A 2950-nucleotide genomic window follows, 5' to 3' on the forward strand; every position below is an offset into this window, starting at 1 on the left:
CATTGAGTCCATCAAAACCCCTTGGGTGTTGTATGGTTAAGCCTCACGGGCAATTAGTACAGGTTAGCTCAACGCCTCACAACGCTTACACACCCTGCCTATCAACGTTCTAGTCTCGAACAACCCTTTAGGATACTTAAAGTATCAGGGAAGACTCATCTCAGGGCTCGCTTCCCGCTTAGATGCTTTCAGCGGTTATCGATTCCGAACTTAGCTACCGGGCAATGCGTCTGGCGACACAACCCGAACACCAGAGGTTCGTCCACTCCGGTCCTCTCGTACTAGGAGCAGCCCCCTTCAATCTTCCAACGCCCACGGCAGATAGGGACCGAACTGTCTCACGACGTTCTAAACCCAGCTCGCGTACCACTTTAAATGGCGAACAGCCATACCCTTGGGACCGACTTCAGCCCCAGGATGTGATGAGCCGACATCGAGGTGCCAAACACCGCCGTCGATATGAACTCTTGGGCGGTATCAGCCTGTTATCCCCGGAGTACCTTTTATCCGTTGAGCGATGGCCCTTCCATTCAGAACCACCGGATCACTATGACCTGCTTTCGCACCTGCTCGAATTGTCATTCTCGCAGTCAAGCGGGCTTATGCCATTGCACTAACCTCACGATGTCCAACCGTGATTAGCCCACCTTCGTGCTCCTCCGTTACTCTTTGGGAGGAGACCGCCCCAGTCAAACTACCCACCAGGCACTGTCCGCAACCCCGATTAGGGGTCGACGTTAGAACATCAACACTACAAGGGTGGTATTTCAAGGACGGCTCCACAAATACTGGCGTACTTGCTTCAAAGCCTCCCACCTATCCTACACATGTAGGGTCAATGTTCAGTGCCAAGCTGTAGTAAAGGTTCACGGGGTCTTTCCGTCTAGCCGCGGGTACACTGCATCTTCACAGCGATTTCAATTTCACTGAGTCTCGGGTGGAGACAGCGTGGCCATCATTACGCCATTCGTGCAGGTCGGAACTTACCCGACAAGGAATTTCGCTACCTTAGGACCGTTATAGTTACGGCCGCCGTTTACCGGGGCTTCGATCAAGAGCTTCGACCGAAGTCTAACCCCATCAATTAACCTTCCGGCACCGGGCAGGCGTCACACCGTATACGTCATCTTACGATTTTGCACAGTGCTGTGTTTTTAATAAACAGTTGCAGCCACCTGGTATCTGCGACTCTCGTCAGCTCCATCCGCGAGGGACTTCACCATCAAGAGCGTACCTTCTCCCGAAGTTACGGTACCATTTTGCCTAGTTCCTTCACCCGAGTTCTCTCAAGCGCCTTGGTATTCTCTACCCGACCACCTGTGTCGGTTTGGGGTACGATTCCTTACAATCTGAAGCTTAGAGGCTTTTCCTGGAAGCATGGCATCAATGACTTCACTACCGTAGTAGCTCGACGTCGTGTCTCAGCCTTAAGAAGAGCCGGATTTACCTAACTCTTCAGCCTACGCACTTGAACCTGGACAACCGTCGCCAGGCCCACCTAGCCTTCTCCGTCCCCCCATCGCAATTGTAAGAAGTACGGGAATATTAACCCGTTTCCCATCGACTACGCCTTTCGGCCTCGCCTTAGGGGTCGACTTACCCTGCCCCGATTAACGTTGGACAGGAACCCTTGGTCTTCCGGCGAGGAGGTTTTTCACCCCCTTTATCGTTACTCATGTCAGCATTCGCACTTCTGATACGTCCAGCATGCGTTACCACACACCTTCAACCGCTTACAGAACGCTCCCCTACCCAATGCACAAAGTGCATTGCCGCAGCTTCGGTTTACTACTTAGCCCCGTTACATCTTCCGCGCAGGCCGACTCGACCAGTGAGCTATTACGCTTTCTTTAAATGATGGCTGCTTCTAAGCCAACATCCTGGCTGTCTGAGCCTTCCCACATCGTTTCCCACTTAGTAGTAATTTGGGACCTTAGCTGGCGGTCTGGGTTGTTTCCCTCTCCACGACGGACGTTAGCACCCGCCGTGTGTCTCCCGGATAGTACTTACTGGTATTCGGAGTTTGCAAAGGGTTGGTAAGTCGGGATGACCCCCTAGCCTTAACAGTGCTCTACCCCCAGTAGTATTCGTCCGAGGCGCTACCTAAATAGCTTTCGGGGAGAACCAGCTATCTCCAGGTTTGATTGGCCTTTCACCCCTAGCCACAAGTCATCCGCTAATTTTTCAACATTAGTCGGTTCGGTCCTCCAATTGATGTTACTCAATCTTCAACCTGCCCATGGCTAGATCACCTGGTTTCGGGTCTATATCCAGCGACTGAGTCGCGCAGTTAACACTCGCTTTCGCTACGGCTCCCCTAGATGGTTAACCTTGCCACTGAATATAAGTCGCTGACCCATTATACAAAAGGTACGCAGTCACACCACGAAGGTGCTCCTACTGCTTGTACGTACACGGTTTCAGGTTCTATTTCACTCCCCTCACAGGGGTTCTTTTCGCCTTTCCCTCACGGTACTGGTTCACTATCGGTCAGTCAGTAGTATTTAGCCTTGGAGGATGGTCCCCCCATATTCAGACAGGATATCACGTGTCCCGCCCTACTCGATTTCACTTTATATGCGTTGCCGGTTACGGGGCTATCACCCTGTATCGCACAACTTTCCAGAAGTTTCACCTGACGCATAAAAAGCTTAAGGGCTAGTCCAATTTCGCTCGCCGCTACTTTCGGAATCTCGGTTGATTTCTTTTCCTCGGGGTACTTAGATGTTTCAGTTCCCCCGGTTCGCCTCGCTGCGCTATGTATTCACGCAGCGATACTTACTTATGTAAGTGGGTTTCCCCATTCGGAAATCCCAGACTCAAATGGTTTTTACTACCTAATCTGGGCTTATCGCAAGTTAATACGTCCTTCATCGCCTCTGACTGCCAAGGCATCCACCGTGTACGCTTAGTCACTTAACCATACAACCCGAAGGAGTTTCGAGTTGAT

The 2950-nt window shown here is 51.5% G+C and carries 1 rRNA gene; it reads right to left on the reverse strand.

Annotated elements, in window-relative coordinates:
* Window positions 1–32: 32 nt before the first annotated feature.
* A 23S ribosomal RNA gene (locus tag H735_RS18460) occupies window positions 33–2922 on the reverse strand.
* Between the last annotated feature and the right edge of the window lie 28 nt (window positions 2923–2950).

Origin of the sequence: Vibrio owensii CAIM 1854 = LMG 25443 (assembly GCF_000817815.1) — a bacterium.
GTDB classification, from domain to species: domain Bacteria; phylum Pseudomonadota; class Gammaproteobacteria; order Enterobacterales; family Vibrionaceae; genus Vibrio; species Vibrio owensii.